We start from the raw sequence: 24096 nt of genomic DNA, 5'->3' as shown, positions 1-24096 counted from the left end.
CCCCGAATGCATTCCCGCAATCCAAAGCTTCCTTGAAATGGTTGATCAATCATGTATTTTATTTCTTTGCACCCGGCGGGACAAATCACCGGTTCTCATGCACAATGAATTCCGGCGAACGAAATCAGTTCCCGCTGATTATTCGCTGAGAGCACGTTTGTAATCACCGGCTAGAAGCGGGGGATCATTGATGCAGCTACTTCGGAACGGCCTCACGCTGGCTGCCGATTCGGCCTTGAGCTACGGCCTGGTTAACCACATTCGGGGGAATAATGTTAACCAGAATCGTCGTTGTTCAATCACCGTGTCAGGCGCGCGGAGGTCAAGGGCTGCATCAATTGCTCGGGTTTCGCCTGTGAAGACGAAAGGAGGCCCGAGAAGCGGCTATAGCCGAAGCTGCCTATTCAGCGGATACACGATGGGGGTCATCGCGTGTATCGCCAGCGTGCTCTCGGAAAGCGCTTTCGGGGGCGCTTTCCAAAAGGCCACAGGATTCCGACCCAATGGGGGTTATGAGTAATCAATGTTGATCATCGATTGCTCGGGTCGGAATCCGGCTGATTTTAGGAAATAAATTAATAGGGTTGCGAGCGCGAGGCGCCCCGGATCTCACCGCAGTGTTGATCCTGGGCGCCTCGCGTCTATCTAACAAAAGTTCTCGGACTGCACTAGTTCGCTGAGTACGGGAACCTTCTGACCTAATGCAGAGTCTAATCCACTCGTAGTACTCCTCCCCTGATAATCCAAGATCACCAATAGCTATTGAAAATAGGATGGAAGGAAAGCTGATGAGCAGATACCGAATTAGCCTAGCGACATTGCTTGCCGGCAGCTTAGTCGCAGGCTGCACCTCGGACAATGCTTCTGTAACCGAGAGCGACGATGATGCCGTAGCCGATGAACCAGTACAGGAATCCATCGAATTTGCTGACTGGGTGCCCGAACGCGGACCCACGGATCGTCACGCTCCCGACTTCGAATTATTCAACTTATGCGACGAAGCACCAGATTCAGTCTGGGAAAAGGCAGGTTTGCATTATCATCCGGAAATCTCCGAAACGAGAATCTACGGAACACATATCACATGCTTTCTCGGTATGTCCGAAGATCTCACCGAGTCTTACTCAACCGGCCAAGCAGGAAACCTCGCAATTACGGTTGATGATTATTCTATGAAAGAGCTCGAGGAAAAAAGAGAAATTCTCGACATTCCATCCGATTCCTCCATTGCAGAGGTCCACTTCAGGGAATTGACTGCTACTGATGAATGCACTGCTGGAATCGAAACTGTAAAGGGGCGTATAAACATCGGTGACCACGGCAAACTTAGAGGTCTTACACTAGAAGAAAGTTGCATGATCGCACTAGAGAACTTAGAAAAAATCGTTCTCAACTAGATAAAAATCGGGGGCAATTATGGAATTAAACATTTCAACCGAATCACTATCCGCTATCCGATCAAAGCTGGCGGGAATTGGAGCGTCGGCATACCAAGCTAGCCGGGAAAGTGGACGCTCACGCCTCTCTGAGGCTTTTTCACAGATCCCAGGGCTAGGTTTCCTTGCCGCCGAGCATGGTAGAACGCTTTCTGGTAATCCTGGTGCTGCAGCGGAAGAATTCATGGCACTACGTGACAAAATTTCATGGGCCGCCGACAACCTGCACAACCTGGCAAGCGCAGTCTACGAGCAGGATGAATACCTCTCCAGCAGCCTGACCCACATGTATTCTGGCCATCCTTCCGCTAGCAGCAAGTTCTTTACCGCCGCTGAACCATCTGACAAGTCTGCTCCGGTAGCAATCAACAGCCCCGCTATCGGCCGGGTTCCGGATATCAATCTGTTGGCAAGTTATTTTTCCAGCACGGTTGATTCTGCAGCACACCACGACGCTGATCTCTGGCAGCAACTCAGCCAAGCCGCCACCGAAATTTCCGATGGCTTGGAAGAAGTGGCCGCGGATCTAGAAGCAAATAACTATGGTGACGCAATCTCCGGTGGTGCACAGAAACTACGTCATTTTGCAGAAACCAGCCGGACATTGAATGCTAATTCTCAGATCATGAACAGCACCATCAATAACCTGATCGGCACGATTGAGGCGGCACGGAATAACACCAGAGCTGTGCAAGCCGCGGTGGCTCTAAATCACACCCCAAGCGCACGCGAATTGATTGAGAAAACTTATTTGGATATTTTCCCTACCCAATTCAGCACCGCCTTACAGACGGCCGTTCCGCGTCTCCTGGGACTGAGCATCCCTAGCCCAGCCGCTAGCGGCGGCGAAAACCAAGCAGTTGGCACCGGCCATGCAAAATCTGGCGTGGAAGAAGCACGGGCCGCCATGCAGTTGCCCCGTGAAGTTCAACGGACCATCGCCGAATACGGACCAAACCAAGCAACATTTGCTGCCGCAGACAACGGCACAGCACAAGTAGCGAACGTGGGCCAAAATAGTGTGTCAACCCATGCCGCAGCCCACCATTCTGCGGGCACCAATAACACGCCTACTAATGTAGCTTCGCAAGCAGCAACTTTTAATCCAACTAATGCGCAACAAACAGGTTTTTCTGCTCCCAACCATGGTGGCGCTGGATCCCCTGGTTTGAGCCGCTTCGAAGGTACGCCGGGAACCATGGCTGCCAACAATTCGCCTAATGCTGGTGCCGCCCGTGTTTTAGGTAATGGCAATACCGGTACCCCGCTCAACACTGGCATCACGCATCCATCCCCAACAACTACGAACGGTTCCCAACCAATTAATGCATCAGGCACAAATGTGTTTGGTGGTGCACGCGGTGCCAACACATCGTTACCAGGGGTGTCAGAATCAGGACGGGGCGTCAACAACAGCATCTCTGGCCGTGGCGGAATGAATCCTGGCGCGCAACTCGGAATTGGAGCGCGCGGGTTGGGTTCAACTGCGATTCCTGGTGCCGGCGGTTATTCCGGAGGGCACAGCGAAAACTTTTCTGCCCGTCCCATTGGCTCCAGCGGCGGAGCTTCCCATGCGGGTGGCCCCAATCAACCTGGATCCCCCGGGCCACATGCAGGCCAAAACAGCCCCAATGCAACTGGTAACCATGGCTCTAATGGACATGGCGGATCCGGTAGTTCTGGTTCCAATGGACAACACGGTGCCCACAACCCACACGGCAACAGCGCTTCCGGAAACCACAGCTCTCAAGCAGGAAACTCTGGTCGTTCGGGTTCCGGCCACATGGGTCGTGGAATGATGCCAATGATGGGTGGTGCCGGGCAACAAGGGCAAGGTACTGGAACAAATTCCAAACCAAGCCGTGCAAAGGCTGTAACCACAGCAATTGAACGCGAGGGGAACCAAAAAGCACTACTCGGTGAACGTCGACCGGTAGTACCTGGGGTTATCGGTGCCTGGGTGCGAGATTAACGGTTTAAGTACCTTTAATCCGTTCAACCAGATAATCCGTTGGGTACAGCAGATAGCTGTTATCCGTTACGTCGGAAATCGCGTGGATTTCGCCCCCAACGCTTACATGTAAGCGCGGCGAAATTCCACGCTTGTCAGCCGCAAATAATGCCAGTGCCGCTCCCGCCATCGTTGCCATACCTTCAGCTAAGTCATTTCCGTACGTGACTGGGCGAATTAACACCATGTCTGGTTGTGGCACCGCAAAAAGTATCCCAGCGTCGAATTCTTCACCAGGAATGAAACGCTGCACACACCAATCTAAAAATAGCGGCATAGAAGACCAATGCGGGTTCGAGCAACGCAACACATAGGCGTACTCTCCGCCCGGCCCACTACGTCGGCGTTGCACATCCACTTGTGCATTATCTAAAGCGCGAAATAAATTCTTTCGCGCAATTTCCACAATTGTTTGAATGTCGTCGTCAATTTTTCGTACCTCATACGCCGGTAGCCGAAGATAGCTTCCAGCGCCACCAACCACCAGATAGCGAGCCAAATCAAGGCTAAAGCTGCCCCACTCACCACCGCGCTTGGCATCCAAATGCATAAAAGCCCCGCGATAAAGCTGCGACAAGGTCAAACCACGCGCAACGGTTTCGGTCTCGTAACGGATGATCTTTGCGACGAATTCATCCACACTAGCCGACAAGGCAGCACCATCAGCAATGTCTTCTAACAGTGGCGCCAGCTCCCTGCTAGTCTCGTGGCCTTCTCGCCACCGCAAATGAATTTTCCGTCCAGTTAACTGCATGCTTATACCTGCAGTGCTGAAGGTTGTTTCTAATTCAATTTCCAATGCTTTAGCTTGTGCAACGGGTAAGCCCCAATTTTTCTTACCGCGGGCAGGCATAAACCTAGGTTTCGGGTTAATTCTCTTAGGCCACATGGTATTTTCGCGCCGTTGGTAGTAATTCGCAGCCGGTCGCTAAGTGTCCCGACGCGGGTACTGATCCCCGGGACCGTGACCGTTTTCGTCTTCACCGTCACCAACATTATCTATATCAGCTGGTGTATCAGGCAATTCAAAATCGTCCGGCAACGGCGGCAATTCGCCAGATTCCCAAATACCCCCACCAGATTCAATCGCAGCCTGTGGATCAAAGCCTCCTTTGATCAGCTGATTCATGATATGTGCGTTTGGTGCGATTTCAATTTGTTGGCTACCTGGCGTCCAATTAGAAATCGTAGTGATCTCGCCATCGTCATATACGTGCACTAGTGGTGAAACTGTTGACTCCGCACTATCGGCAATCTGCGCAGCCACCGGAGCCATCCGCGAGATACCTTCCAACAGGTCAGTGCCTTCAGTCACCGCACGTACCAACAGCAAATGTCGAGTCGGCATAGAAAATAGCAAGCCATTACTGGTGTCAATTTCCGGTGCCCACATGTCGATAAATTCCTCTAGCAGCAACGGGGCCGAACCGAGATAGTGGGAGCTCGATTCAAAAGTCCATGCTGAAGCCCCTGGTGATTCGGCGGGACCATTATGATATTGCACGTCGATATCAGTAGTGCGCAATTCTTCGCGCAAATTCGTCCGCGCAGCACGCTCTAAAGCATCAATATCATCAATTTCAGACAGCTTTTCCAAAGCAATTGTCTGTATAGAAGAGGCCGTATCCACAGCAATCGTGGCGGAGGTATCCTGTGTGAAACTGAAAAGCGTCGCCGAATCAATAATTTTTTGTTCTTCCGCGCTGAGATCACGCGTCGAAACTAGGCGTAAACGCAACCGCGAATAAATCGATGCGGTATCCAACTGTTCCATATAGGTATCGTCGTCAAGACTTGACATAAATGACGCTGCCAGGTTCGGAATCGCTTTCGGATGCTGCGAGCTTGCTACTTGGCGCACTAAATCATCTAGGCGCACCGACATGCGGCCTCGTCTCGGGTGTTCAATAGTCGCCGACATGCCGTCAAAACGAATCGACGCACCTTCAGCTGCCAGCTGGCGACGCAGCGAGGAACGAAGCTGATCCGCAGTTTTCCGACTTAGGCTCGGAAACGACGGATCTGGCTGCCGCAACAGGCGGTTTTGGCGATAGCGTCGGAACATCATGGTGCTAGTCTAACGGCAACTAGGAATCTAGGCGGTCCAGTACATGTTGTTGTGCAATATCCAGCAACTTCCGCAAAGCCACGACGGCGTCGTCACGTCGTTTTTCCCGCAATAAATCAATGATTTCCGCATTCTGCGAGATAAACGGTTCATGGATATCACGCTGCGCAAGCGACAAAAAGGCAATGCGCGCTTGGGCAATGACCGGGCGAATGTCTTCCACCAGCCGGTCTACTCCAGCAAGCGCCACGAATTCGAGGTGCACCTGGGCATTGAGACTGCCGACGACATGCCAATCATCATGTTCTGCAGCCCGGCGCGCCTCGGTAATAATTGTGTCGAGGTGCGACAAATCAATGCTGTCTAAATCAGATTCTGCCACGGCTGCGCACTCGACGATGCGACGATACGTATAGATTTCGCTGATCGCCTCGGCCGTCAGGGTGCGTACAAAGACCCCACGATTAGGAATGTGTGTAACGAGCCCATCGTTAACCAAAAAACGAAAGGCCTCACGCAATGAGTTTCGTGAGCAATCGAGTTGCCGGGCAAGGCGAGTTTCAGGCAAGCGTTGACCCGGGCGGAGGTCTCCGCGCGTGATGCGCTGCGTGATCTCGCGGGCCAAAGAATCAGCGATCATACACAGTAATTTTATCGTCTTTACTGTCATTAGCAATTTTTCATGACGCATGTGCCCCCTGCGGATTTTTCCGTGAGTTAACCCACAGTTATGCTATCGTTGTTCAACAATCACCACGATATTGGTTCCATGCCACTTCCCAGCAACTGCTGGGAAGTCAGCAGCAAATAATCTCGCTTTCACGAAAGTCACCCTTATATAGCCCTGTAACATCCCACAGCCCTCTAAGAGCAAGGACCTGGAAATGTCTTCATCAAGCAATGCTGGTACTTCGGCCTCCAGCCCCCAGCCAAACAGCACTCCACAACAGCCCAATCTAAAACAAGCGACAGCAACTGCCTCAACACGCAGCATCCTAATGGGTGCGATCTTCCTGATGGCTACTTCTGCCATCGGCCCTGGATTCCTGACGCAAACTGCGGTATTTACTAACCAGCTAGCTGCGGCTTTTGGTTTTGCGATTCTGGTGTCAATCATTATCGATATCGCGGTCCAAATGAATGTCTGGCGCGTCATCGGTGTTTCGGGACTACGCGCCCAAGAACTTGGCAACGTGGTATTTCCTGGCCTGGGCTACTTACTTACTGCGTTGATTGGCATCGGTGGATTTGTTTTCAATATCGGCAATATTGCCGGCGGTGGCCTTGGACTAAACGCCCTGTTAGGGATCGACGCAAAGTTAGGTGGTCTCATCACCGCTGGACTGGCCATTATCGTCTTCCTCTTCCAACGCCTTGGTGCGGCCCTGGATAAGATCCTTGTGGTCCTGGGCATCGTAATGTTCGCGCTGACGATCTACGTTGCGTTTGTCTCCCAACCACCGGTAGGTGAAGCTCTCACCCAAACCGTATGGCCAGAAACCGTAGACTGGGTGGTTGTCACTACGCTGGTCGGCGGCACCGTCGGTGGCTATATCACCTACGCTGGCGCACACCGCATGCTTGACTCCGGCACCACCGGGCCAGAAAACGTCAAGGCTGTAACCCGCGCTTCTGTTACCGCCATTGTGCTGACCGGCGTTATGCGCTTCGTCCTTTTCCTCGCAATCCTCGGCGTCATTGCTGGTGGAATCGTTTTGAACGTCGATGACAACCCAGCTGCAGAAGCTTTCCAAGCCGCCGCAGGTGATTTCGGTATGCGTGCATTCGGTGCAGTCTTGTTCGCCGCTGCACTGTCTTCGGTGATCGGAGCTTCCTATACCTCGGCGACGTTCATCATCCCGAAGAAGGATAAGCTCCGCAAAGCACAAAACATCGTCACCATCATCTTTGTTGTCGCCTCCGCTACTACTTTCGCTTTCCTCGGCTCTGCACCTGCTGCTTTGCTGGTATTCGCCGGTGCTTTCAATGGATTAGTCCTGCCCGTCGGCTTCACGATGATTATTTACGTCGCCATATTCCGGCAGAAAGACCTGCTCTTTGGTTACCAATACCCACGCTGGCTCATCGTCCTGGGCATGATTGGCGTAATCATTGCCTGGTTTTTGGCCATCCGCTCATTCAGCGGAGTCTGGGACTTCGTGTTCTAAACGACAACTAACTCGTCAAAACCACACAATGCAGAACCGCATATAACCACCCCATCCCTGTGTCAGGAGAGACAACCACGATGAGTACCGCATCCGAAACCTCGGCCCTGCACATCGACCTCAACAGCGACCTCGGCGAAAGCTTCGGCAACTGGACCATGGGCAACGACAATGCCGTACTGGACCTGGTCAGTTCCGCCAATATCGCCTGCGGGTTCCATGCTGGCGACCCAAAGGTATTGCTCGATACCGTCAAAGCAGCACACGAGCGTGATGTTCGCATCGGCGCTCACATCGGCTACCGCGACCTGCCCGGCTTCGGCCGCCGTTTCATAGACTACGACGCCGAAGAACTACTCGCTGAAACCATCTATCAGCTCGGAGCAATCAAGGCTGCCGCCTCCGTGGTTGGCGCGGAAGTCAGCTATGTCAAGCCACACGGGGCGTTATATAACCGCATGGCCACCGATAACTACCAGGCAGAAGCAGTCATCGGCGGAATACTGGCCGTCGACCCACAGCTCAAACTCATGGCCCTGTCCGGCACCCCCGTCGTCGGTGAAGCTCGTGCGGCCGGGCTCGAGGTCATCGAAGAAACCTTCGCCGATCGCACCTACACCGACGAAGGCCGGCTGGTCCCCAGGAAACAACCGGGTGCAGTGCATGACGACGTCGACACCGTCGTCAAGCAAGCCCTGGCGATTGCCACCGGGCAGCCATTCGCCTCCGTTAATGGCACACCAGTTGAAGTTTCTGGCCAGTCTATTTGTGTCCACGGCGATAGCCACAAAGCCCTGGAAATGGTGCAAACAATCATCACCGCACTTAAACAGGAGGGCATCGCTATATGTTAATTCCATACGGCGACCGAGGTCTGTTAATCGACTTCAGCGACCACAAGGACCCATTGGGCCAGGTACTGGCCTACCAGTCACAACTGCAGCGCGCAGGCCTCGAATCCATCATCGATCTCGTTCCAGCCGCACAAACCCTGCTGATCACATTCGATCGCAACCCCAGCCAGATAACTCTGCCGGAACTGGACGCACAGGCCGGGGCACACAGTAGCGGCAATGCACACATCATTGAGGTCTCCTATAACGGGGATGACCTGGACGAGCTTGCCGACGAACTCGGTGTCAGCACCGAAGAACTCGTCACTGCACATACTGAGACGACCTGGACGGCCGCATTCGCTGGATTCGCGCCAGGCTTTTTGTACTTGCGCCCTGACCTCACGAACCCACACGCAAAGGTGTTCGCCAATATTTCCCGCCGTAGCCAACCACGCACCTCTATTCCTGCTGGTTCTGTGGGCTTGGCCGGAGGTTTTTCCGCAGTTTATCCCCAAAGCTCGCCCGGCGGCTGGCAGTTGATTGGCACCACAGAAACGCGTATGTGGGATATAGACCGCGACCAGCCAGCTTTACTCCAACCCGGCGATACCGTGCGATTCCAGGAGAAAACATGTTAAAGGTGTTAGAAACCGGACCACAGGCAACTTTTCAGGATCTCGGGCGCGCAGGTTATTCCGGCCTCGGTGTGAGCCCCTCCGGCGCGTTTGATCGCGGTGCTGCCCGTCGTGCAAATCGCATGCTCGGAAATGACGAAAACTCGGCCGTTATCGAGATCCTTTTCGGAGGTTTTGAGGTGGTCGCTGAAAAGCCGGTACGCATCGTTTTTACTGGTACCGATGCGGACGTATTCGTCGATAAGCGACGTATGCGCACCAACACGGTACTCGATATTCAAAAAGGCCAAACAGTCCGCTTGGAAATCGGCACAGGGTTGCGCGCTTACCTGGGTATTTCCGGTGGCTTCGCGGTCGAGCCAGTGCTTGGTTCAGTCGCCACTGACATGCTTTCCGGTATCGGCCCGGATCCGATCACATCCGGGACTAGTTTGCCGACGAATGCGAAAAACCCAACCGTGGAATTACCACGCATCAAGCACCTGCCTACACAATTCGTTCCGAAATCACATGAGGTTCTCGACATTGTTCTCGGACCACGCCAAGATTGGTTCGCGGAGACCGCAGAGCTGTTTAACCAAACGTTTCAAATTTCATCCGATTCGGACCGCATCGGCGTCAATCTGATAGCCAGCCGCCCGTTGCAACGAGCCTATGACGGTGAGCTAGCATCCGAAGGCGCAATGCGCGGTGCGCTGCAAATACCTCCCAGCGGGCACCCCGTGGCCTTCGGTGCTGATCACCCGATTACCGGCGGCTACCCTGTCATTGGTGTACTGACCAGCGAATCCGTCGATAAGATGGCGCAGCTAAGCCCCGGCACTATAGTGACGTTCCGGGCCGCAAATTGCACAAACTAGCGCTCAGCGCTAGGCCGCTGGCGGACCAAAAGCTACTTCTCGTCTGGTTTTTTCAGCAGCTTTTCCCAAACATCGGTATCGCGCCATTCCCCGGCGCGCTCGCCGTAAGTCATTTTCGCCATATGGCTAAACGTGCCGACCTTCTCATAGCCACGGGATTCATGCAGTTTTGCCGAGCCTTCATTCTCTGGGAAAATCCATGCATGGATGGCCCACTTGTGCAGCTCTTCTGCCACCTCAATCAACTTATCCAACAGCGCTCCGGAAACGCCACGACCCTGCGCGTCCGGGTGCAAGTAGATTGAATCCTCCAACACGCCGTGAAACGCCGGTCGGTGGCTGGCAGGTGCACCAGAGACCCATCCCAAAATCTTGGAATCATTGCCCTCTTCTACAGCCACAAACACTGTTTCCATGACTTTCAGGCGGGTGAATTGCTCCCAGGTTGGCGCTTCCGTCTCATACGTTGCGTGGCCGGTCTCTAAACCGAGTTCATAAATTTCGCGAACCTGTGGGTAATCATCCGGCCGGATGGGGCGCAGGTTGAAGTCGTCAGACATTGCTGTTGGTCCTCCCGTGACTATGTCGAGTTCAATGTTTTCGAGCTTATGGTGTCGAGTTCACCGGAAAGTTTTGGTACGACTCGCAGCAATGCGTGAAGTACATTTGTCCTTCGTCAGGCTCCCCAGTTTACACCCCAGCATCAGCGACGTTTCTTCTTGCGCAGTCCACCCGGCGCTTGCCCACGTGCCCGCGTTGCCTTTCCAGATTTTTTCTTGCCGCTGCCACTTTTCCCGGCACCGCTCCCAGAGTTTTTCCCAACACCTTTTACGCTGTTGTTCCCAGTATTTCTCCCAACACCTGCCCCGGGCCTTTTCTTTTGCCGCGTCTCTTTTAGCGCCCTATGCCGCGTCGACCCTGCTTTACGCCCTTTCGCAATTCCGACGAAATCTTGGATGGCATCCCCATCTGCAGCTACTTTCCATACCAAAGCGATCTCAGTCTGTGCCACGGCACGTTGGCTTCCTGAGCGCCCGTCTGTTGGTTCTGTGTCTGACCCCCCTGTTGATTTTGCACCGCCTACATGCTCGCCGTTGTACGGCAGCACACGGATCTGATTTTTCGACAGCATCTTCAAAAGCGGCAGTGGCCCTATCGTCACCCCAACATTGGCTGCAACCACTTGCAAAGACTCACGAAGTTTGTCTACATCAATCGGACCAAGTTTTTCTGCCACAAAATTGATGATCTCGCCTTCGATGTCTCGCGAGCCGACGGGCTCACCAACTTCTGCGAACACGCTGTCTTTCGGTACCGCGATCCCGCATTGCTCGGTATAAAGCTTGACGACGTGAAACTCTCGGCCGATTATGGCTTCATCGATGCGTGAATCAGGTAACCGCATCAGCGCTACCTCGCAGCGATCAGCTGCACTGGCATCGCCATGCGCTACGCTGTCGGCGTTCGCACCGTCGGCAAGCATTGCGAAAGGATCATCCGCCGCCACTGCTTTGAGCCCATGCGGGGTATCACGTTGAAATCGCTGGAACCATTTGCCGGGTTCGGTTCCGGTAGCGAATACGAGGTGCAACATGACGGCCATGCTACCGCGGCTGGAATATAATAAGAGAACTTAGAACACCTTAAAGGAAGGACTCCCGTGGAATTCAAAGCGATTGCCGAATGGACACTGTTTGAAGAAACCCCGATCCCAGACGATGTCTATCCACTCCTGACCAGCGGCGAACAAGCACACGTTGCGTTCAAGACTTTCCGCGACAGTGCGGTTTTTACCAATAAGCGGCTGATTGTCCGGGATTCACAAGGCCTTCGCGGCAAGAAAGTGGAGATGTATTCTCTGCCGTACTCCGCGATCAATATGTGGTCCACGGAAAACGCTGGGACGCTGGACTTCAACGCGGAAATTGAACTCTGGACCCGCGCGGGCCACATAAAGATCAAGATTGGCCGCAAACTGGATGTCCGGGCGATCGATAAGCTCATCGGCGACTGCGTGTTGGGTTAATAGCTTCGGCTTCATTGCAGCTGCTCAGCTTCATGGCTGCTGAGGCGTGTTAGCTAGGCGGCCGTCATGGCTGCTGGGTTGATGTGCGTGCCGTGTTGTAGTGTGCAGGTGTGAACGAAAGCAATAACTCTACCGCTAACGCCGATCAGATCAGCGCTGATCACAACAACCACGAGAGCACTAACCAGACCGGCACCGCTGATACCACGATTCGCGGTGCCGACGCAGCATCCCCGTCCAGTACGGCTATGAAGCCGCAAACGGCAGCAAAGAAACTCGGCATCCACCTGCCTGCCTGCCCTCCGGAGTTTCAAAACGGTGGCATTAGCCATGCGCAGCTGCGCTCATTGCAACACGAACCGCCAGAGTGGCTGCAGCAATTGCGCTTGGAGGGCCCACATCCACGCGCTGAGGTGGCCCGGAAACTTGGTGTCTCCGTCAACGCGGTAAAAACCCACTTGGATAAAGCTCTGACCACTGCCGAGATCAAACAGCTCCTGCAAAACCAGCCAGAGTGGTTGTCCAAAGCCCGTACTCAACTGGCGGAATCCCGCAAGGAAAACACAAAGCCCGGCAACGCTGATTCCAATTAGCTTTCCAGCATCCAATTAGCTTTCCAGCCCGGATCCAGCGGCACCGTTGTCGGCTAGCTAGCGTGCTCCCATAACGCGCGATTAATCGATGTCGGGTCTGGCGCGGCAACCGCTTGCCGACGCCCGGCATCAGTGCGCCACGCGGTCAGCCGAGTCCAGCCATGCAATGAACTTCCCACCCACGCTGGCGTTTCCAAGGCTTCTGCCAGACTCAACACCCCGCGGTGGACTTGCCACCCGGCATTGTGCAAGGCGCTCACACTGCTGTGTGCAGTCACCGATGCTAAAACTTGCGCTTGTTCCGGTGGCAACAGTGCAATTTTGTCCGGCACTGCACTCGGATCTGATGGTGCACCGTTATCTGGCGTTAGACCTGCCGCCCCCGCTGCACTGTCAGTCTCCTGCTTCCAGCCCGGAAAAAACATGATCGCGGCATTCGCTGCTTCCAATACTTTCCCGTTGCGGTGCAACAGCGCGTCATCGGCCCCCACGGTACGAGCTTGCTCACGCAACTGCTGCAGATAGCCGTAATCAGGGCCTTTTACACGCGGGTATACGCGCTGGTCCTGTTCAGTTGGGATATACAGCTCCGTGGTGCTGCGTAATGCGGGTGGGTGCCGCAATTGCCATCGAAGGGCACCGTTTGCACCAACTTCTATTTTCGGGAAATATGTGCCATCATCCGGCAGTTCATCGCGTACCCGCAACAAGAAGGCTTCGATATCCCACTGGTCCAGTCCTGCCTCGCGCGCGCCAAGGCTAAAACGGTGTTCGTGAGCTTCACGGCCAACCACGCGGCCGTCTTTAATGAGGTAAGAATCCAGGATTTTCATCGCCTGCCCGATTATGCCAGAGTCTCCATCTCGGGCTCTTCTCCATCTCAGCCCTCATCACCGTCTCGCCTACGCACTCAGCAGAACTGCTAAGCCCCGACGTTTTACGAAGCGCGTTCAGGCAGCTGCGTGCCGTCAGCAAGATGCTCGGCCAGGCCGTCTTGAATCAGCGTTGCCGACAGCCACGAGGCATTCAGGTACCAGCCATCATTGTCCACTTCAACAACCTGGTCTTTGTGTACCGCGCCCAGGCTGCCCCACAGGGAGGTTTCGGTGGGGTTTGGGCTTCCGGGTACTACGCCGTAGAAAATCCAATCAGCGTCAGCAAGCCCAAGTTCCTCCGCAGAAATATCGTGACTGGATTTATCCGTGAATTGCTGGCTATCCGGCCGCTGCAATCCGGCATCTGCAGCGACAATTCCTGCCATGGATTCGACACCGAAAATATTGAAGGAATCATTTTTCGGGCGTAACAGAGAAATCGTGCCGACGCCATCGTCGATTGCAGCATCCAATGCATCTGCACGCTTCTCGTAGTTCTTCATAAACTTGTCGTATTCTTCGGTTTTATCGAGCGCGTAGGCAAGTAACTTAAAATCGCCTTTCCAGTTTTCACCGCCGCCTTTGCCCAATGTCACGGGTGCGAGTTGCTCTAGTTTTTTCACAATCTCGGAATCCGTGCGCTCGTTAGCGAAGATATGCGTTGGCTTCAGTGCTGCGATGGCTTCAATATCCGGATTCGCGCGTTCACCAACGACTTCGATTCCGTCAAGGTCAACCTCGTCACCATATTCTTCGTGCACAAATTCCGGGATCGCCTCTGCATTCTTAGCGACGGCGACACCTACCGGAACCACTCCGAGCTGCAGGGCGTTTTCCAGTTGTCCCGTATTCAGGACAACCACGCGTTCCTCGCTGCCAGCATCCGCTGCGTTGTTTTCAGGATCAGGTTGCTCAGTACCACATGCTGTCAGTGCGGCAAGCATTCCAACGCCAGCCAGTGCCGCACAGGCTTGTCGAATACGCAAAAATCTCACGAGTTTCTCCTAGTTCAAGCACCGTAGCGCGCAGGAAATCTGCCAATTAGCGTGGTGCAGCCAACAAAACTCACCTACATTAACACAGCCTAACCTGAATTGGCTACGTGAATAGCCACCCAAACAACGGCCGGGCCTTCACTTGGGTCTCGGTATATTCGTCCTCCGGGTCAGACAAGGACACGATCGCTCCGCCCACGCCATAAGTCACCTGTCTGCCCTCAAAAATCAGGGTGCGAATTGTCATGGACAAATCCACTGCCCCATGAAATGAAAAATAACCAAAAGCACCGGAATATGCACCGCGGTGGCTGCCTTCCAGCCGGTCAATGATGTCGAGCGTGCGTTTTTTCGGCGCGCCAGTCATCGAACCCGCGGGAAACAGAGCACGCACGGCTGCAACTGGACTGACCTCTCCCAACCGGGCAGACACTGTGCTGACAAGCTGATGCACGCTCGGAAATGATTCCACATCCCACAATTTCGGCACCTCCACGCTGCCGGGCACCGCAACGGTATTCATATCGTGGCGCACCAGATCCACAATCATCAGATTTTCCGCGCGGTCTTTTTCAGCTGTCTGGAGGCCTTCACGCAACGCCATATCTTCACTATCGCTAGCGCCCCGCGGGCGGGTCCCTTTAATCGGTTTGCTGGTAACCACACCACCTGCGATGCGCACGAAACACTCCGGGCTTGTCGACGCCAACCCGAAATCAGTAAATTCCAGCAGCCCTGCTCGCGCCGACGCATGGTTGTTCCGCAAATACGCGAACGCATCTTTTGCGTGATGCCCGGCAGCTGGCATAGTCAGCCGGTTAGTCAAACAAATTTCATAAGACTCACCGGCTGCAATGAGTTCCTGGGACTGCGCAATCAAATCTAGGTATTCCGCACGCGAATGTAGTTGCTGCGCGACGCTTTGTGGTGCGCCTTCCTCCTCAGTAGTCTTGGAGTGCTTGGGCCAAGCAACAGAGACGCCAGCGTCTGCAGTCTCGAACTCCTGAGCTTCTTGTAATCCTGCGACCATGGCATCCACCCACGCCTGTTGCACAACAGCCGTTTCTGCATTCTCACACAGCGCCACCACATGGCACTGGCCGTCGACAAGAATGAGCGCCCGATCCGCCAACAACAGCTGCGCATCCCAAAAATCCTCGCGCGCATGGGGAGCAGAATAGCCGCAATCCGCCTTGAGCTCGTATCCCAAATAACCCACTAGCCCCAAGCCAAATTCGCACCCAGGCACCGGTGGTTGCACCGCGGAATAGTGCTGCAGCAAGCGCTCAATAGCGTCAAAGACAGATTCTTCGAGTACCTCAGAGCTTTCAGTGCGCCAACCAGTGCCTGCATGAGAAACCTCCACTTCTCCGCGCACTACCGACGCTTTGATGTGCCTGGCCAGTGGCCCGGAATCATCCCCCATACAGATTGCTCCGGAGCCGTCTTCGATCCACCAACGCTGCCCACGCAAATGCTCATAAGCACGCATCGGGTCGGTGGCCAGCGCTCCTGCCGGAAAAGCTCGGGAAATCAACCACGGCTGGGTGTCCGTTGTATTCGACTCGTCACTATGGGGCTCGGCAAGTGTCGATTCGGAAATCTCCAGTCCGGCAATTTCTGCACGCGCTGAATCTGATTCATTATCGCGACTAGCATCATCACGGCTGGCACTATCAGCAGAGGCCCTATCTTCTGCGGCAATCTGCAAAAAATTGCGCACAATTCCCATGCCCTGCGCATCGGCTATGGATTCTGGGTGAAACTGCACACCCCACCACGGTTTATGCTTATGCGCTAAGCCCATCACCAAGTTATCCGCATCCGCGGTGCGAGCGGTGACACGAAAACATTCCGGTACAGGATTGTTGGCGTCATCAGCAACCACGAGCGAGTGATAACGCACCGCCTGATAATCCTGGTTAATACCGGAAAACAACCCGACCCCGTCGTGCGTAATCTGACTCCGACGCCCGTGAAACGGTTCGGGCGCACGCACCACAGAGCCACCTTCTGCCCAGGCCATAGCTTGTTGGCCTAAACAAACCCCCAGCACCGGCAGCCCAACGTGCAACGCGGCCGCCGAATGCCCCAAATCAGACGGGTTCTCCGGCGTTCCTGGCCCCGGCGAAATAATCACCGCACCAAAGCCACCCTGACGCATAAAAGTGGCGAAATCTACTCCACCAAGATCAGCGTCATTGGCGACAACGACAACCTCCTGGCCAGCCATGCGCACATAGCTAGCCAGGTTATTGGTAAACGAGTCGTGGTTATCAACCAGGACTACTTTCAATTACCTAAACCAGCTTCCAGTCTTCCAGGCCCTCATACAGTGGGAAGTCCTGGGTGAGCTTCTCAACGCGGCCACGCAGCTGTGCAACGTCTTTGCCCAGCAATGCCTGCGCAATCACATCAGCCGTTTCCTCGAACGCCTTCTCGTCGAAACCTCGAGTAGCCAATGCCGAAGCACCGATGCGCAACCCGGAGGTCACCATTGGTGGACGCGGATCATTCGGCACCGCATTACGGTTAACAGTAATACCAACCTCGTGCAAGCGGTCCTCTGCCTGCTGGCCGTCTAGTTCTGAGTTCCGCAGATCTGCCAAAACCAAGTGGGTATCGGTGCCGCCGGTGAGCACGGAGATACCAGATTCCTGGCAATCCTGTGCAGTCAGGCGCTCTGCCAAGATGCGTGCACCGTCGATGGTGCGCTGCTGACGCTCCCGGAATTCCTCAGTGGCAGCCACTTTGAACGACACAGCCTTCGCCGCCACCGCGTGCATCAACGGACCACCCTGCTGGCCTGGGAAGACTGCCGAGTTGATCTGCTTAGCGTAGTCCTGTTTCGCCAGAATCAGGCCGGAACGCGGACCGCCCAAGGTCTTATGCACGGTGGAAGAAACAATATCGGAGTGTGGAACTGGTGATGGGTACAGATCAGCAGCCACCAGACCAGCGAAGTGCGCCATATCAGTCCACAGATAAGCGCCAACCTCATCAGCGATGGAACGGAAGGCTTCGAAATCCAAACGACGCGAATACGCCGACCACCCAGCGATGATCACCTGTGGCTTTTCCGCCAAAGCCTGCTCGCGGACCTTGTCCATATCAATGCGATGGGTTTCCGGGTCCACCTCGTATGCAGCAACCTCATACAGCTTGCCGGAGAAATTTAGCTTCATGCCGTGGGTCAGGTGCCCACCGTGTGCCAAAGACAAGCCCATGATCTTGTCACCTGGTTTGATCAGTGAAGCCAATACCGCGGCGTTGGCCTGTGCACCCGAGTGCGGCTGTACGTTGGCAAATTCTGCACCAAATAGATCCTTGGCACGCTGCCGAGCGAGGTCTTCAATGACATCGACGTGCTCACAACCGCCATAGTAGCGGCGGCCGGGATAGCCCTCGGCATATTTGTTAGTCAGTACCGAACCTTGTGCCTGCAACACCGCGCGCGGCACGAAGTTTTCCGAGGCAATCATTTCCAAGGTTCCACGTTGACGGGAGATTTCTCCGTCGATGGCAGCAGCTACCTCTGGGTCAAACTCAGACAGCGGGGATTCAAACATCAAAGCGGGCCTTTCTGCACGCAGGTGGCGATTATGATGCTTATAACAATAACACCAAGCGGTAATGAGACAATACCTACTATGACTACCAGCCCCTACCTGGATTTTTCCCGAGAACACTGGCGCAACCTGCGTAAATCTGTCCCGCAGTTGTTAACGGAAGACGAGGTTGCCGAGCTCGCCGGTATCGGAGAAAATATTGACCTCGAAGAGGTGGCCGACGTCTACCTACCACTGGCTCGTCTACTGCATTTACAGATCGAAGCTCACCGCAGAGTCAACGACGCCGCTCAACAGTTCTTAGGGCACCCGCCGCAAAAGGTGCCATTCATTATCGCGGTCGCGGGATCAGTAGCCGTCGGCAAGTCCACCACTGCCCGTCTGCTGCAGGTGCTGTTGCAAAAATGGGATAAACACCAGCGGGTTGATCTCGTGCCTACCGATGGTTTTTTACTGCCCACGGCAGAGTTGAAAAAGCGTGGATTAATGAAGCGCAAAGGCTTCCCCGAATCTTACGACCAACGGGCGCTGTTGCGGTTTGTTACCGAGGTAAAATCAGGTGCGCCCGAAGCCCATGCACCGGTGTATTCCCATACTGCTTACGACATTTTGCCTGGTGAGGTCCAGCGTATTCGGCAACCAGACATCTTGATCATCGAAGGCCTGAACGTTTTGCAGACCGGCCGCACGCTCATGGTTTCGGATCTGGTGGATTTTTCCGTCTACGTCGACGCTCATATCGACGACATTGAAAACTGGTATATCGAGCGTTTCTTGAAGCTTCGACGCACTGCATTCCGGGAACCCGGCGCTCACTTCGCTCATTTCGCGGATTTGGAAGAAACCGCAGCCCGCGCCGAAGCCCGCGAGATCTGGCAGTCCATTAACTTACCCAACCTGGTAGAAAATATCTTGCCAACGCGCGTGCGGGCCTCGCTAGTACTTCGGAAAAACCACGACCACCTCGTGGAAAAAATTCGGCTCCGCAAGTTGTAATCCTAGTGGCTCCCCCAACGAGAACTTGCCTGCAGAACAGGGCAGATGCAAAGGAATATGCAACGGTTATTTGCCAAATCGTCGTGAGCGTTGCGAAAATTCTCGCAACGCCCGGAGGAAATCAATCTTGCGGAACGCCGGCCAATAAGTATCGGTAAACCAAATTTCCGAATAGGCAGCCTGCCACAGCAAGAACCCAGATAAGCGCTGCTCGCCCGAAGTTCGGATCACTAAATCTGGGTCCGGTAAGCCTTTGGTATACAAGTGATGCGAAATAGAATCTGCCGTGACGGCATCGGCAATCTCGTCTGCGGCCAAGCCTTTCCTTGCTTCCGCGCGAATAAGCTTTTGTACCGCGTCCACTATTTCTTGTCGACCGCCGTAACCCACCGCAACGTTGACGATAACTCCCGTGTTGTCCCTGGTAGTCGCCGCGGCATTTTCCATACGCTGTGCCACCTCAACCGGAAGCAGGTCCAGATGACCAACCAAACGCACCTGGCAATTCGGTTCCCCTTGCGAAAGCTGAACGACGACATCGGTAATGATGTCAAAAAGTAGGTTCAGTTCTTCCGGGGCTCGCTGTAGGTTTTCTGTCGACAATAAATAGCAGGTAACTACTTCTACTTCGGTTTCTGCGCACCAGGAAACCAGTTCTGCGATCTTGTGTGCACCACGTCGGTGCCCATGACTAATGTCGGTGAACCCGGCTTCCCGCGCCCAACGCCGGTTGCCGTCAGCCATGATTGCGACGTGCTTCGGCTGCGGCTTTCCCTGCAAGCTGCGGCGAATACGCGCTTCATAAATGGGATAGACCAATTCCCGCAGTTTCATTGCTACCGCCGATCGTGCACGCCGACTTCGCGCATTGCAGTATCAATGGCCTCGATGTCGAAGGGGTCAAGACCGTGATCTTCTGCGAATGCACGACGACGTCGAAATCTGGACTGTCGTCGGTGAAACGACCAGCCCAACATCATAATCGCCACAACTAAAGCAACGATAACCAGTAAGCCGATTGGTGAAGCTTTCCCGAATTCTGGCCCCATAGGTCCTTCGTGCACCTGGTTTTGGGCCCAGTAAAACGCCTCGGTCGCTGCTTCCGATGCCTGCGCCACCGATGCCGAGACAATGGCTGCAGATAGTGATGTTTGCATTAGTTGGCTTCCTCCAAACCGGCAAACAAATCGGTCTCCGGCAATTGTGTTTCTACCCGACTACGCGCTAATTCGTATTCCTCAGTAGGCCAGAGCTCTTGTTGGGTTTGCACGTCTGTGGCCATAAAGGCGCCAGCTGGATCAATCTGCGTGGCGTGGGCGCGCAATGCCGCTTCCCTGTGTGCAAAGTAGTCACTACACTCCACCTGCGTAGTAACACGAGCCATAATATCCGCCAAGTGTGGAGACCAGCGCTGCATCATCGGCTCATATGGAGAAGACTTACCTTGTTCCAACAAACGGTTATGGAATAACTCCATGCGCTGATAGACAAAGCCATGGCTGTAATAGAGTTTCAACGGCTCCCAAGCTGGAACCTCCGGGAGAAATTCCGGATCACCCGCGCGCTCCCATGCGATCATGCTGATCTCATGGACTTTCAAGTGGTCTGGGTGTGGGTAGCCACCGTTTTCGTCGTAAGTCATGATGACATGTGGCTTAAACTCCCGGATGATTTCTACCAGTTCGGTAGCAACCTTCATGGTGTCTTCGCGAGCAAAGCAGCCATCAGGAAGCGGTGGCATAGGATCACCTTGCGGTAAACCGGAATCAATATAACCCATCCACTTGTGCTGGACACCGAGAGCCTGAACAGACTGCGCCATTTCTTCGTGACGGACAGCCTGCATGTTTTCTTTGACCCCGGGCTTATCCATCGCAGGATTAATAATGTCGCCACGCTCACCGCCAGTGCAGGTGAGAATCAAAACTTCGTGACCATTGTGCGCATACATCGCGGTGGTGGCTGCGCCCTTAGATGCTTCGTCATCAGGGTGGGCATGGATAGACAGCAACCGGTAGCTCACATCGGTCCTTTCACATATTCGCTTGATTCATCATTCTGATGGATCATCTCAAAGTTCTTCGAATCGACGTTACCCGAATCGATTGTGCTGAAATTGATTATATTACCTAATTGTACTGGCTTCTACGCCTGCCTTAAGATGCGAAGAATGAGCACTCGCACGCGCGCACGTTATGGTTCCAACCGTTCCGGCAGTAGGAAAACTCCCGCTAATAATCTCACCGGCAAAATCCTCGTTGCGCTCTTAGTTCTTATGCTCGCAATTGGCTCTTGGGGCCTGTTCCGCTTGTTCAACGCGGACACACCACCTGCGGAAATCACATTGCTCAGCCAAGAGTACCCAGACGACGATACGCTGCGGGTATGGGTTGATATTACCCGGGACGATCCCACCGTTCCCGTCTACTGCATTGTGCAGGCGTTCAATTATGACAAGGCTGAGGTAGGCCGAGTAGAGATCCCCATGGCACCGGGCGAGAAGCGAACCGAACGCATTAGCGTCGATGTCCCTGTTCGTTCTGACGAAAAGGCCGTTGCAGGCGGGGTCTACGGGTGTTCTGGAACCATCCCAGCACATCTAAAGCTCGACAGCTAGCTACTAGGTCTTGTTTGATAAGGGCTAGGGACGAAAAACGATATACACATACGTTAAGATCTAGACAGAATCGTCGCATCGCAGCGAGTTCAAACACGAAGGGTTTGAACGACCAGAAGAATCTAAGGAAGGCTTCATACGGACATGGCTGAAAATAAAAAGCAGTACATCACGCCAGAAACCAAGGCAAAACTGGAAGAGGAGCTGCAGGCGCTTATTGACCACCGCCCGGTAGTCGCTGCCGAGATCAACGAGCGCCGCGAAGAAGGCGACTTGAAAGAAAACGCCGGCTACGATGCTGCTCGCGAGATGCAGGACCAGGAAGAAGCCCGCATCAAGCACATCTCGGAAATTCTTGCTAATTCCACTACCGAGCGCACCGGAGTCCAGGAAGGCGTAGCCAACATCGGCTCAGTTGTCCACGTGCACTACAACGAGGACCCAGAAAATAAGGAAACCTTCCTTATCGGCACCCGCGCTGCCGCAACCGACAACGAGAACCTAGAAACCTATTCGGAACAGTCTCCCCTGGGTGCAGCCATCCTGGGCGCAGAAGAGGGCGAAACCCGTCAGTACACCGCACCTAATGGCAACGTCATTAAGGTGACCGTGGACTCTGCTGCTCCATACGACTCCGCACTGTACGCCACCCCACGCGACAAAAACTAAGAAGGATATCCCCATGACTAACTATCGCAAATTCGCCGTCACCGGAGTGTCCGCGGCTGCTTTGGCTTTGGCTGCTTGTACTCCTCCAAACGAAAATCCTTCAGATCAAAAGGTCGAAACTGGCAACACTTTCGAGGCTCCACGTAGCAGCGAACCAACCAGCACGAACGGTACGAACACTCAAGAAACCGGTGTTGCCGGCACTACCGGAACCAACGGCACCGACAGTACTGGCGAATCAGTGCGCACCACGGAAACCATCATCGGTGGCACTGAGTCCGACCTGGACGACGACGAGGACTCTGAATTAGCCGCGGCCTCTGGGGATTCTGCGACGGGTTCTTCAGGGGCCACAAAAACAACTAGTTCTCGCAAAGTAGCAGCAAATAAGATTGGTTTTATTAACTGCCTGGGCAGTCCGGAACGGAAACCAGCTTACGTTGTACTCGATTGCGCAGACCCCGACGAACGTCTGACAAAAATAAAATGGACGTCTTGGGAGTCTGATTCTGCAAAAGCATCTGCGCAAAACACGGATAACCAAGAAGTATCTCTGGTTTTACGCTCTCCTGTGGAATCAGCCCAAGGAACCGTTTTTTCCGAAATCCTCGTCGACGGGCAACTGGTTACTCCCTAATTACCAGAGTCGGATCGAAACGCCCATAAAAATAAACGGCATGAAAAACTCCGGTGGGCTAGTCATCGCTTAAGCGTAGTGACTAGCCCACCGGAGTTTCGCGTCTCTAGGTGCTAGACGGGACAGACGGCACGGTGTCAGTCGTAGTTACAGACTGTACAACCACAATTCCCGCCACTAGCACGTCAAGTTACACCTAACGTTGCTGGAAATAAGACAGCAGACGCAAGATTTCGGTGTAGAGCCATACCAGGGTTACTGCCAAGCCCAACGCAACGCCCCAAGCCATCTTGGACGGTGCGCCAGCACGGATCATGCGGTCTGCAGCATCGAAATCTGTCAAGAAAGATGCTGCAGCCAAACCAATGCATACCAGCGAGAAAATAATCGCTAGGATGCCACCATCACGCAACGGGTTGTTCCCGGTAAACATAGCGAGCACAAAGTTACCCAGCATCAACACGACTACGCCGATGATGCAGGAAGTCAGAATCTTGTTAAAGCGTGGAGTAACCTTCACTGCACCAGTCTTGTAGACGACCAGCATGCCCAAAAAGACACCAACGGTACCCAATACCGCTTGGCCGATGAGGCTTGCGGCATTAGCTTCTCCGACATGCATGCCGGAGAAAACCATGGAAATACCACCGACGAAGAAGCCTTCAAACACGGCATAGAGCAGAGTCACCACTGGCGAACCCCACTTCTTACCAAAAGATGCAACCAGGACGGTGATAAACCCGGCGATCGCACCACCAATCGTAGCCATCATGGCAATCTGTGGGTTCACCATACCGATGCCAAAATTGAGTATGGCAAAGACCACGATGACCCCGAGAGTGATACCAGTTTTCGTAACCACGTCGTCGACAGTCATCGGACGATCAGCATCACGCTGCTCGGTCATTGGGGCGTAGCCGCCCTGCCCGCCATAGTTATCGTAGGCGTTATAGTTCATCTGTTGCTGGAAGCCGGCGTTATTACCATTCCCGGTTGCTCCAGCAGACAAGTTGCTCATTACGGGGTTGCTGTTACGCACTGTAGTATCCCGCGCCTTTCGTGTCATGGAGTATAGATTCTCACTCAGTGTAACGACGCGAAAGCT

Annotated in this window: 26 protein-coding genes; 12 read left to right on the top strand and 14 right to left on the bottom strand. The window is 54.1% G+C overall.

What is annotated here, in order from left to right; translation table 11 throughout:
- Positions 1–788 precede the first annotated feature (788 nt).
- Positions 789–1397 (top strand): hypothetical protein, encoded by a 609-nt coding sequence (locus O146_RS0103765; protein WP_155896222.1) that lies wholly within the window; start codon positions 789–791, stop codon positions 1395–1397.
- Positions 1398–1416: 19 nt separating this feature from the next.
- On the top strand, positions 1417–3408 hold the full coding sequence (locus O146_RS0103760; RefSeq protein ID WP_027017702.1) for a hypothetical protein: 1992 nt from the start codon (positions 1417–1419) through the stop codon (positions 3406–3408).
- A 4-nt stretch (positions 3409–3412) separates the two neighbouring features.
- Here the strand turns inward: O146_RS0103760 and O146_RS0103755 are convergent, their stop codons facing one another.
- The 4 genes from O146_RS0103755 to O146_RS12975 form a co-directional block, all read right to left on the bottom strand.
- A complete protein-coding gene (locus O146_RS0103755; RefSeq protein WP_152514626.1) occupies positions 3413–4201 on the bottom strand; it encodes a hypothetical protein in 789 nt (262 codons plus the stop codon).
- A 174-nt stretch (positions 4202–4375) separates the two neighbouring features.
- Positions 4376–5515 carry a hypothetical protein gene (locus O146_RS0103750; protein ID WP_027017701.1) on the bottom strand — a complete coding sequence of 380 codons (1140 nt, stop codon included), beginning with the start codon at positions 5513–5515 and terminating at the stop codon, positions 4376–4378.
- Between the two features lie 19 nt (positions 5516–5534).
- Complete coding sequence (locus tag O146_RS0103745) at positions 5535–6155, bottom strand: GntR family transcriptional regulator (RefSeq protein WP_034645279.1); 621 nt, start codon at positions 6153–6155, stop codon at positions 5535–5537.
- A 93-nt stretch (positions 6156–6248) separates the two neighbouring features.
- Positions 6249–6548: a hypothetical protein gene (locus O146_RS12975; RefSeq protein ID WP_162163366.1), complete on the bottom strand. Its 300-nt coding sequence runs from the start codon at positions 6546–6548 to the stop codon at positions 6249–6251.
- Between O146_RS12975 and O146_RS0103740 the strand changes: the two genes are divergently transcribed.
- From O146_RS0103740 to O146_RS0103725, 4 genes are all read left to right on the top strand, one after another.
- Positions 6514–7683 (top strand): NRAMP family divalent metal transporter, encoded by a 1170-nt coding sequence (locus tag O146_RS0103740; RefSeq protein WP_162163368.1) that lies wholly within the window; start codon positions 6514–6516, stop codon positions 7681–7683. The genes O146_RS12975 and O146_RS0103740 overlap by 35 nt on opposite strands.
- 80 nt (positions 7684–7763) lie before the next feature.
- Entirely contained in the window at positions 7764–8537 is a 774-nt protein-coding gene (locus tag O146_RS0103735) for a 5-oxoprolinase subunit PxpA (RefSeq protein ID WP_027017698.1), read from the top strand.
- Positions 8531–9157, top strand: coding sequence for a 5-oxoprolinase subunit B family protein (locus tag O146_RS0103730; RefSeq protein WP_027017697.1), 627 nt, complete (start codon positions 8531–8533; stop codon positions 9155–9157). Before O146_RS0103735 ends, O146_RS0103730 begins: the two co-directional genes overlap by 7 nt.
- Positions 9151–10014, top strand: a complete 864-nt coding sequence (locus O146_RS0103725; RefSeq protein WP_027017696.1) for a 5-oxoprolinase subunit C family protein — start codon at positions 9151–9153, stop codon at positions 10012–10014. Before O146_RS0103730 ends, O146_RS0103725 begins: the two co-directional genes overlap by 7 nt.
- A 32-nt stretch (positions 10015–10046) precedes the next feature.
- Here the strand turns inward: O146_RS0103725 and O146_RS0103720 are convergent, their stop codons facing one another.
- Together O146_RS0103720 and O146_RS10995 are read right to left on the bottom strand one after the other, a co-directional pair.
- Positions 10047–10574: a GNAT family N-acetyltransferase gene (locus O146_RS0103720; protein ID WP_021353001.1), complete on the bottom strand. Its 528-nt coding sequence runs from the start codon at positions 10572–10574 to the stop codon at positions 10047–10049.
- Positions 10575–10717: 143 nt separating this feature from the next.
- On the bottom strand, positions 10718–11608 hold the full coding sequence (locus O146_RS10995; protein WP_035000534.1) for a LysR family transcriptional regulator: 891 nt from the start codon (positions 11606–11608) through the stop codon (positions 10718–10720).
- A 66-nt stretch (positions 11609–11674) separates the two neighbouring features.
- Between O146_RS10995 and O146_RS0103710 the strand changes: the two genes are divergently transcribed.
- Positions 11675–12040 (top strand): PH domain-containing protein, encoded by a 366-nt coding sequence (locus tag O146_RS0103710; protein WP_021352999.1) that lies wholly within the window; start codon positions 11675–11677, stop codon positions 12038–12040.
- Between the two features lie 248 nt (positions 12041–12288).
- Complete coding sequence (locus O146_RS0103705) at positions 12289–12633, top strand: DUF5997 family protein (RefSeq protein ID WP_024272769.1); 345 nt, start codon at positions 12289–12291, stop codon at positions 12631–12633.
- Between the two features lie 53 nt (positions 12634–12686).
- Here the strand turns inward: O146_RS0103705 and O146_RS12135 are convergent, their stop codons facing one another.
- From O146_RS12135 to glyA, 4 genes are all read right to left on the bottom strand, one after another.
- Positions 12687–13466: an aminotransferase class IV gene (locus O146_RS12135; protein ID WP_021352997.1), complete on the bottom strand. Its 780-nt coding sequence runs from the start codon at positions 13464–13466 to the stop codon at positions 12687–12689.
- Positions 13467–13570: 104 nt separating this feature from the next.
- Positions 13571–14503, bottom strand: a complete 933-nt coding sequence (locus tag O146_RS0103695; RefSeq protein WP_021352996.1) for an ABC transporter substrate-binding protein — start codon at positions 14501–14503, stop codon at positions 13571–13573.
- 103 nt (positions 14504–14606) lie between these two features.
- The gene (locus tag O146_RS10985; RefSeq protein WP_035000533.1) at positions 14607–16799 is read right to left on the bottom strand and encodes a chorismate-binding protein; all 2193 of its coding nucleotides are present in this window, start codon (positions 16797–16799) and stop codon (positions 14607–14609) included.
- A 4-nt stretch (positions 16800–16803) separates the two neighbouring features.
- Positions 16804–18072, bottom strand: a complete 1269-nt coding sequence (glyA, locus tag O146_RS0103685) for a serine hydroxymethyltransferase (RefSeq protein WP_027017694.1) — start codon at positions 18070–18072, stop codon at positions 16804–16806.
- Positions 18073–18153: 81 nt separating this feature from the next.
- Between glyA and coaA the strand changes: the two genes are divergently transcribed.
- Entirely contained in the window at positions 18154–19068 is a 915-nt protein-coding gene (gene coaA / locus O146_RS0103680) for a type I pantothenate kinase (protein WP_035000532.1), read from the top strand.
- A 66-nt stretch (positions 19069–19134) separates the two neighbouring features.
- On the opposite strand, the gene O146_RS0103675 is transcribed toward coaA, so the two are convergent.
- The 3 genes from O146_RS0103675 to mca are packed head-to-tail and all read right to left on the bottom strand — an operon-like array spanning position 19135 to position 21091.
- On the bottom strand, positions 19135–19902 hold the full coding sequence (locus O146_RS0103675; protein ID WP_021352992.1) for an isoprenyl transferase: 768 nt from the start codon (positions 19900–19902) through the stop codon (positions 19135–19137).
- Positions 19903–19904: 2 nt separating this feature from the next.
- Positions 19905–20225 (bottom strand): hypothetical protein, encoded by a 321-nt coding sequence (locus O146_RS0103670; protein WP_021352991.1) that lies wholly within the window; start codon positions 20223–20225, stop codon positions 19905–19907.
- Complete coding sequence (mca, locus tag O146_RS0103665; RefSeq protein WP_023019714.1) at positions 20225–21091, bottom strand: mycothiol conjugate amidase Mca; 867 nt, start codon at positions 21089–21091, stop codon at positions 20225–20227. Before mca ends, O146_RS0103670 begins: the two co-directional genes overlap by 1 nt.
- Positions 21092–21238: 147 nt before the next feature.
- Here mca and O146_RS0103660 point away from each other — a divergent pair, with 147 nt between their 5' ends.
- The 3 genes from O146_RS0103660 to O146_RS12570 all read left to right on the top strand — a co-directional run bounded on the left by O146_RS0103660 (position 21239) and on the right by O146_RS12570 (position 22991).
- Positions 21239–21685 (top strand): DUF4307 domain-containing protein, encoded by a 447-nt coding sequence (locus O146_RS0103660; protein WP_021352989.1) that lies wholly within the window; start codon positions 21239–21241, stop codon positions 21683–21685.
- A 144-nt stretch (positions 21686–21829) separates the two neighbouring features.
- Positions 21830–22354 (top strand): transcription elongation factor GreA, encoded by a 525-nt coding sequence (greA, locus tag O146_RS0103655; RefSeq protein WP_021352988.1) that lies wholly within the window; start codon positions 21830–21832, stop codon positions 22352–22354.
- A 13-nt stretch (positions 22355–22367) separates the two neighbouring features.
- On the top strand, positions 22368–22991 hold the full coding sequence (locus O146_RS12570) for a hypothetical protein (RefSeq protein WP_027017692.1): 624 nt from the start codon (positions 22368–22370) through the stop codon (positions 22989–22991).
- 196 nt (positions 22992–23187) lie between these two features.
- Here O146_RS12570 and O146_RS0103645 read toward each other — a convergent pair whose 3' ends face one another.
- Positions 23188–24030: a Bax inhibitor-1/YccA family protein gene (locus O146_RS0103645; protein ID WP_023019717.1), complete on the bottom strand. Its 843-nt coding sequence runs from the start codon at positions 24028–24030 to the stop codon at positions 23188–23190.
- Positions 24031–24096: the final 66 nt, after the last annotated feature.

The organism is Corynebacterium pseudodiphtheriticum DSM 44287 (assembly GCF_000688415.1).
In the GTDB taxonomy this organism is placed as follows: Bacteria; Actinomycetota; Actinomycetes; order Mycobacteriales; family Mycobacteriaceae; genus Corynebacterium; species Corynebacterium pseudodiphtheriticum.
Note: the sequence above shows the minus strand (reverse complement) of the source record. Positions and strands in the feature narration are given on the sequence as shown.

Coding starts and splice junctions, on each gene's coding strand:
- O146_RS0103760 (WP_027017702.1), top strand. CDS start 1,417: ATGGAATTAAACATTTCAACCGAATCACTATCCGCTATCCGATCAAAG.
- O146_RS0103720 (WP_021353001.1), bottom strand. CDS start 10,574: ATGTCTGACGACTTCAACCTGCGCCCCATCCGGCCGGATGATTACCCA.
- O146_RS12570 (WP_027017692.1), top strand. CDS start 22,368: ATGACTAACTATCGCAAATTCGCCGTCACCGGAGTGTCCGCGGCTGCT.
- O146_RS0103670 (WP_021352991.1), bottom strand. CDS start 20,225: ATGCAAACATCACTATCTGCAGCCATTGTCTCGGCATCGGTGGCGCAG.
- O146_RS0103725 (WP_027017696.1), top strand. CDS start 9,151: ATGTTAAAGGTGTTAGAAACCGGACCACAGGCAACTTTTCAGGATCTC.
- O146_RS0103675 (WP_021352992.1), bottom strand. CDS start 19,902: ATGAAACTGCGGGAATTGGTCTATCCCATTTATGAAGCGCGTATTCGC.
- O146_RS0103745 (WP_034645279.1), bottom strand. CDS start 6,155: ATGATCGCTGATTCTTTGGCCCGCGAGATCACGCAGCGCATCACGCGC.
- glyA (WP_027017694.1), bottom strand. CDS start 18,072: ATGTTTGAATCCCCGCTGTCTGAGTTTGACCCAGAGGTAGCTGCTGCC.
- greA (WP_021352988.1), top strand. CDS start 21,830: ATGGCTGAAAATAAAAAGCAGTACATCACGCCAGAAACCAAGGCAAAA.
- O146_RS10995 (WP_035000534.1), bottom strand. CDS start 11,608: ATGTTGCACCTCGTATTCGCTACCGGAACCGAACCCGGCAAATGGTTC.
- O146_RS12135 (WP_021352997.1), bottom strand. CDS start 13,466: ATGAAAATCCTGGATTCTTACCTCATTAAAGACGGCCGCGTGGTTGGC.
- O146_RS0103765 (WP_155896222.1), top strand. CDS start 789: ATGAGCAGATACCGAATTAGCCTAGCGACATTGCTTGCCGGCAGCTTA.
- O146_RS0103735 (WP_027017698.1), top strand. CDS start 7,764: ATGAGTACCGCATCCGAAACCTCGGCCCTGCACATCGACCTCAACAGC.
- O146_RS0103755 (WP_152514626.1), bottom strand. CDS start 4,201: ATGCAGTTAACTGGACGGAAAATTCATTTGCGGTGGCGAGAAGGCCAC.
- O146_RS12975 (WP_162163366.1), bottom strand. CDS start 6,548: ATGGCAGAAGTAGCCATCAGGAAGATCGCACCCATTAGGATGCTGCGT.
- O146_RS0103705 (WP_024272769.1), top strand. CDS start 12,289: ATGAAGCCGCAAACGGCAGCAAAGAAACTCGGCATCCACCTGCCTGCC.
- O146_RS0103660 (WP_021352989.1), top strand. CDS start 21,239: ATGAGCACTCGCACGCGCGCACGTTATGGTTCCAACCGTTCCGGCAGT.
- O146_RS0103750 (WP_027017701.1), bottom strand. CDS start 5,515: ATGATGTTCCGACGCTATCGCCAAAACCGCCTGTTGCGGCAGCCAGAT.
- coaA (WP_035000532.1), top strand. CDS start 18,154: ATGACTACCAGCCCCTACCTGGATTTTTCCCGAGAACACTGGCGCAAC.
- O146_RS0103730 (WP_027017697.1), top strand. CDS start 8,531: ATGTTAATTCCATACGGCGACCGAGGTCTGTTAATCGACTTCAGCGAC.
- O146_RS0103740 (WP_162163368.1), top strand. CDS start 6,514: ATGGGTGCGATCTTCCTGATGGCTACTTCTGCCATCGGCCCTGGATTC.